General features: G+C 54.4%; 1 protein-coding gene. It reads left to right on the top strand.

Features of this window, described 5'->3' with window-relative positions; all coding sequences use genetic code 11:
- Positions 1 to 76: 76 nt before the first annotated feature.
- Positions 77 to 837 (top strand): IS5 family transposase gene (locus V6575_RS13200; RefSeq protein ID WP_340274926.1). Its coding sequence is split into 2 segments (ribosomal slippage): positions 77 to 403 and positions 406 to 837, totalling 759 coding nucleotides; the frame shifts between segments, so codons are not numbered across the junction.
- Positions 838 to 861 lie beyond the last annotated feature (24 nt).

Genomic DNA, 861 nt, shown 5'->3' with positions numbered 1-861 from the left:
CCTAGGCTTCAGACCCATAAAATGGCTATGCAAATCACTTGAAGTCTGATTCAAGCTCCTGAACAGGAGTTTTGCGATGTCAGATGGATGTTTCTGGCTCAGAGATGAGCAGTTTTCAAAGTTGCAGCCACTTCTTCCAACCAATACGCGAGGCAAGCCGCGTGTCGATGACCGGCGGGTGATCAGTGGCATCGTTCGTGTCCTGAAGTCGGGTGGTCGTTGGATCGATGCGCCAGATGTCTATGGACCAAGGAAAACCCTATACAACCGCTTCGTTCGCTGGTCCGAAAAAGGTGTCTGGACAGGCATCTTCGACACGCTGTCTCAAACCGGGGGGGCTGCGCTTGAAGTCATGATCGACAGTACAGCCGTTCGGGCCCATCGGGTTGCTCATGGCGGCAAAGGGGGGGGGCTCAAGCCCATGCCCTGGGCAGAGCTCGTGGTGGTCCGGGAACCAAAATCCACGCCCTGAGCGACAACAAAGGCAGACCCATTGCCTTTCACCTGACCGGAGCCAATGTCTCGGACTTTACAGGAGCTGAGGCACTCTTGCCGCTCGTTCCGACAAACGGTGTTTTACATGGTGACAAAGGATACGACAGTGATCGTATCCGCCGGACCGTGGAGGCGCGTGGATCTCTGCCCAACATCCCGCCTCGCAAAACACGGAAATGGAAAAACTGTTTCTCCCCATACCTTTACAGGAGTAGAAACGTCATCGAACGGATGTTCGGCAGGTTCAAGGAGTTTCGCAGGATCTCCACTCGATATGACCGAAACGCCAAGAACTTTATGTCGTCCCTCTGCCTTGCAGCGACCGTCTGCTACTGGTTATGAGGCTGAAGCCTAGGTTGAGGAATC

The organism is Roseibium algae (genome assembly GCF_037783265.1).
GTDB lineage: Bacteria > Pseudomonadota > Alphaproteobacteria > Rhizobiales > Stappiaceae > Roseibium > Roseibium algae.
This window is presented reverse-complemented; position numbering and strand designations above follow the sequence as displayed.